Source organism: Segatella sinensis, assembly GCF_040095255.1.
Classification (GTDB): domain Bacteria; phylum Bacteroidota; class Bacteroidia; order Bacteroidales; family Bacteroidaceae; genus Prevotella; species Prevotella sinensis.
The window spans coordinates 1-4,847 of sequence record NZ_JBBNGE010000093.1 but is presented as its reverse complement, the minus strand read 5'-3'; the positions used below and the strand labels follow the sequence as shown (position 1 = coordinate 4,847).

The 4,847-nt window shown below is 44.4% G+C and carries 5 protein-coding genes; 3 read left to right on the top strand and 2 right to left on the bottom strand.

What is annotated here, in order from left to right; all coding sequences use genetic code 11:
- Window positions 1-123: 123 nt before the first annotated feature.
- Window positions 124-1,440, bottom strand: coding sequence for an AAA family ATPase (locus tag AAAT87_RS14920; protein WP_349226859.1), 1,317 nt, complete (start codon window positions 1,438-1,440; stop codon window positions 124-126).
- 4 nt (window positions 1,441-1,444) lie between these two features.
- Window positions 1,445-2,458 carry an aspartate-semialdehyde dehydrogenase gene (locus AAAT87_RS14915; RefSeq protein WP_089544301.1) on the bottom strand — a complete coding sequence of 338 codons (1,014 nt, stop codon included), beginning with the start codon at window positions 2,456-2,458 and terminating at the stop codon, window positions 1,445-1,447.
- A gap of 386 nt (window positions 2,459-2,844) precedes the next feature.
- On the opposite strand from AAAT87_RS14915, the gene AAAT87_RS14910 reads away from it, so the two are divergent.
- From AAAT87_RS14910 to AAAT87_RS14900, 3 genes are all read left to right on the top strand, one after another.
- Window positions 2,845-3,228 (top strand): LytTR family transcriptional regulator DNA-binding domain-containing protein, encoded by a 384-nt coding sequence (locus tag AAAT87_RS14910; protein ID WP_118312023.1) that lies wholly within the window; start codon window positions 2,845-2,847, stop codon window positions 3,226-3,228.
- Entirely contained in the window at window positions 3,225-4,187 is a 963-nt protein-coding gene (locus AAAT87_RS14905) for a hypothetical protein (RefSeq protein ID WP_349226858.1), read from the top strand. Before AAAT87_RS14910 ends, AAAT87_RS14905 begins: the two co-directional genes overlap by 4 nt.
- Before the next feature lie 123 nt (window positions 4,188-4,310).
- Window positions 4,311-4,481, top strand: coding sequence for a hypothetical protein (locus AAAT87_RS14900; protein ID WP_153113362.1), 171 nt, complete (start codon window positions 4,311-4,313; stop codon window positions 4,479-4,481).
- Window positions 4,482-4,847 lie beyond the last annotated feature (366 nt).

The following is a 4,847-nucleotide window of genomic DNA, read 5'->3' as shown; positions in this document are numbered from 1 at the left end:
ATTCTACTTTTTCTATAAAACGAAAAATGAGCCATGTTAGTACTTATATATAAAAATAATTTAGATCACTTACTTATGTTTTGATTCTTCTATATATAATAATGTATAAGTAACAGGAGGCGATTAAACCTCATAAAGTTTCATCGTATCCTGTCGGGTAAACGCCAACTCCTTATAGAAATCACGAAGATAGACCGAAATTTCAGCCTTATCATCCGAAGACACAAAGAGATTCTCGCCCAACTGCCTTTCCAGCGAAGTCAAGCCATCCGAAAGGGTTTCGATTTCCCCCTCGTAATCTCTGCCATCACCAGGATTTCTGCGAACACGATGATACTTAATATCTTCGGCAAGCGCATTCTTCATCTCCACGAGTTTTTCTGCGAAAGGAGAAAAGAGTGCACGAATCACGATGCTTCGGATAGCGTCACGCTCCTCTGGTTCCTGCCACAGACAATGGTAGATAGGAAGCAGATCGCAGATATCCACCTCTTCCCTATCCTGCATGAAGGCAGAAGTGCGAAGCAAACGGACGATATTCTTCCATCGGCGGTCGCTCACGTAGATGTTTCTACGCTCAGCAGCCTCATCCACATTCACCGCTCTCAGAGACTTACGGATGGCGGAAATTGCATCAAGCACCACCTCCTTTACGCCAATCTTACAGATTTTCTCCGCCCATTCAGCATACTCCTCAGGGGATATTCTTATATCGCACACGGATTTCACAGATCTCACAGATTTTTTCTTTGTATTCTCAGAAATAAACAAATCTCTTTCTGATGTTTCTACTCCCATTGGCGTTTGCTTTACAGAAGACTTCTTGGACATAACATTAGCCTCATCCGTGGAATCAGTGAGATCCGTGTGAGACTCATTAGAATCCAGCAGCATAGCACGGAAATTCTTCTCCAGCTTAATCGGTCGGCTCTCTATTCTAATCACGAATCGGTCCCAAAGCGCCTCCAGTCCCTCTCCCTTAGCCGGCAGCTCATTACTAGCCGCCACGAGAAGTTTCAGAGGGAGATGCATTTCACGATTGCCATTTCTGAAGATTTTCTCGTTAATCACCGTGAGGAGCGTGTTCTGGATAGCAGGACCCGCCTTCCAGATTTCATCCAGGAAAACCACATCGGCAGTAGGCAGATAACCCTCCACCGCACGCTCGTAAGTATCCGAAGTCTTCAGTTTCTGAATGCTCACCGGACCGAAGATTTCATCGGGCGTAGAGAATCGAGACATCAGATATTCAAAGCTCCGAGCATCCCTGAACGCCGTCTTCAACTGTCTGGCCACCATACTCTTCGCCACACCCGGAGGTCCTAAAAGAATAACGCTCTCGCCTGCCAGAGCGGCAAGGAGCGAGAGCGAAATTTCAGTATTTTTTTCATAAATGCCCCGGTTCATCTCCTGGAGCAAAAGTTTGAATCTTTCCAGCATGTAATTACTTTACGTTGCCCACCTTAATCAAGTACTCAGCAATCTGAACAGCGTTCAGGGCAGCACCCTTACGAATCTGGTCGCCGGTCAACCACAATGTGTTACCATTGTCATCAGCCAAATCCTTGCGGATACGACCTACATATACATCGTCCTTACCGGCGCTCTCCAATGGCATTGGATAAACGTAGTTCTGGGCATCATCCTTTACAGTTACGCCAGGAGCAGCCTCCAAAGCCTTGCGGATGTCCTCTACTGCCAAAGGCTTCTCTGTCTCGAACCAAACACTCTCTGAGTGAGAACGGAGTGAAGAAACGCGAACGCAGGTAGCACTGGTGCGAACATCAGAGTGCATGATCTTGCGGGTCTCGTTAAACATCTTCATCTCCTCCTTGGTGTAATCGTTAGGAGTCATCTTGTCAATCTGTGGGATGACATTATATGCCAACTGATGAGGGAACTTATTGATATGCTCAGTCTTACCAGTCTCGATGATGTCCTTATACTGCTGTTCAAGCTCTGCCATGGCAGCAGCACCAGCACCTGAAGCACTCTGGTAAGAAGAGATATGAATCTTCTTGATATGGCTTAAGTCATCGATAGGCTTCAACACTACTACCATCATGATGGTGGTACAGTTAGGGTTGGCGATGATGTTGCGAGGGCGGTTCAAGGCATCCTCAGCATTAACCTCAGGCACAACCAGAGGCACGTCGTCGCACATACGGAATGCGCTAGAGTTATCAATCATCACGGCACCATACTTGGTGATAGTCTCGGCAAACTCCTCAGAAGTGCCGCCACCAGCAGATGTGAAAGCAATATCGACATCTTTAAAGTCATCGTTATGCTGCAAAAGTTTGACCTCATAGTCCTTTCCCTTGAAGTTGTATTTTCGTCCGGCAGAACGCTCAGAACCAAACAACACCAAATCATCCATAGGGAAATTTCTCTCAGCAAGGATACGCAGGAATTCCTGTCCTACAGCGCCACTTGCACCAACAATTGCTACTTTCATAATCGAATCTTTTAATTTATAAAGTTGTTATAAGTGAATCTTATGGAAAAGAAGGGATGCTCCTTTCCAGCCCGATGATTTCTCATCTTCCAGCCCGATGATCTTTCACCGTTTTGTCAGCCAAAAACCGCTTATCCCCTCAAATCCGCTGCAAAGTTAAGACTTTTTCTACAATATCAAGCATAAAATCCCAAAAATTATTGCTTTTTGATGCAAATTTATCATCTTTGCTTACTTTTCTGCAAGAATATGCAGAAAATAAGAGAAAAATAGTTGCTATTGCGTTTGGTAGTTCAAAAGAAAACTTGTATCTTTGCCTGCAACTTATTGCTCCTGTCCTTAATAAGGAGACAAGGGTATGAACAGAAAAGACTATCAATGAAAATATGGAATGGCTTAAAATAACAACCAACAGCGAAATCATCCGGATTCCAACCGATGAGATCATTTTCATCAAAGGCGATGGAAACTACTCCGACATATTCCTTGCCAATGGCAAAAAAGAGAATGTGATCAGCCAGTTACACGACCTGATGGACAAGTTGACCGCCCTCAACTACAGTCCGTTCTATCGAGTAGGCAAAAGTCTCATCATCAACCGCGACTATATCTTCAAGGTCAACCCAGGACTTCAGAGAATCATCCTCTCCAATAGCCGATTGGAAAAGGATATCCTCATCAAGGCATCCAAGGATGCACTTAAAAATCTGAAAGAGAAGTTGGAAACAGAAGAAGAATTAACTTTAGAAAAGGAAGGAGGTAACTCATGAACGACGATAAGATTTTCATCCAGGACTTCGAAGGCAACAGCAAGAAGGGACTCATTATTGTAGATGATGACTCGGATGTCATCATCGAGCAGGATGCGCCTGAATCTGCCCCAGAGGATTCTTCAGCCTCATCATCAGAAGAAACTCCCCATCCTCATCCCCATAAATGGAGATGGATAGCCCTCAGCATCTTCGCATCCGTGGTGTTCTGCTTTGCAGCATACGCTGGTTGGCGACTCTACAATTACTATTATAATATAGGTGTGCCTATCTCGGTAACGCCCGAAGAGAACATTCAGAAACTGGCGGCCCATTACAAAGGCGGCAAGCCTGCCATCACGTTATCTTCCGATTCCATCCTGGGCGTAGCACTCAACATGTATCGCCTGGAAAATCTACAAGCCGAGATTTCCCTGGTAGAACCTGATACCACCGACATGAGTGTGTGGATGTACAGCCGGAGTGCCGATCACACCAGCACCAACGAATATCTGGGCAGTCTGGTAATGAACGGCAAGGAACTGGCATCGGATGTTTCCCGCCTGGGCTATTGTGCGATGGCGAATGGCAACATCGTGCTGGGAATTTCGAGAAGCGACAAGGTGAAGGATTACGTTGAGGAACGGGGCGGCAGTTTCTTCCGCCAATTTATCCTGGTATCTGATGGAGTATTGCCAGCCAAGTTCCAGCTTCACGGCAAGGTGGAGCGCCGTGCCTTGGCAAGAACTTCCGACGACCACCTATATTATATAGAGACCCGTCATCCCGAAACCCTCTGGGATTTCGCCGATGCCCTGCGCGAATACGGTTTCGCCGATGCTATCTACATCACCGGTGGCAAGTGCCACAGTTTCTATCGCACCCCCGACGGCAAACCGCATAATATAGGCGATGATACCCAGCATCCTCATAAGAAATATCAGAAAATCGTGCCTTGGATTATATTCAAGGCACGATAGAGTGCTGGATAATAGAATTTTATCACCTCTTTTTGAAAAAAACATTCAAAAGTTTTGCGGTTTCAGTTTTTAATCGTACTTTTGCAAAAAATCATAATCATTAATAAATAGGAGGATATAAATATGGCAAGACCAATCAAAGAAACGCCAATTCTCTATGGCAAAGCAGCACGTAAATTTGAAGAAGAAATGCAACGTGTTGAAAACATGACCAGAGAGGAAAGAATGGCTAACAGAAAAAAAGTAGAAGAAGGATGTTCTGCATTTCTTAAGACTGTAAAAGTTTGCATTTAAGCGATATGAAACTGATTAGATTAACAAAAGATACTATAATAAAGTCGTTCGACTGCGGAGATGCAGATTTGAACGACTTTATTTTAAATGACGCCAAGGCTTTCTTATCCAAAAGAATAGCCTATACCTTCCTTATCATCGATGGGGAAAATATAGTTGCATATTTCAGTTTACTGAATGATAAAGTTGCCAAAACAGATGCGGCCAATAATACTTGGAGAAAACTTAAGCGTAGTTTTCCACACGAGAAGCATTTCAGATGTCTCGATGCGTCAAACCGATGGTAACAATTTCATCATTACCTCCATGCTCTTCATGCAACATTTTCAGGATTCCCCCAGCCCAATACCTGTTTCTTGGTTTGTA

Excerpts from the sequence above, each read along its gene's own strand:
- AAAT87_RS14915 (WP_089544301.1), bottom strand. The coding sequence starts at position 2,458 with ATGAAAGTAGCAATTGTTGGTGCAAGTGGCGCTGTAGGACAGGAATTC.
- AAAT87_RS14910 (WP_118312023.1), top strand. The coding sequence starts at position 2,845 with ATGGAATGGCTTAAAATAACAACCAACAGCGAAATCATCCGGATTCCA.
- AAAT87_RS14900 (WP_153113362.1), top strand. The coding sequence starts at position 4,311 with ATGGCAAGACCAATCAAAGAAACGCCAATTCTCTATGGCAAAGCAGCA.
- AAAT87_RS14905 (WP_349226858.1), top strand. The coding sequence starts at position 3,225 with ATGAACGACGATAAGATTTTCATCCAGGACTTCGAAGGCAACAGCAAG.
- AAAT87_RS14920 (WP_349226859.1), bottom strand. The coding sequence starts at position 1,440 with ATGCTGGAAAGATTCAAACTTTTGCTCCAGGAGATGAACCGGGGCATT.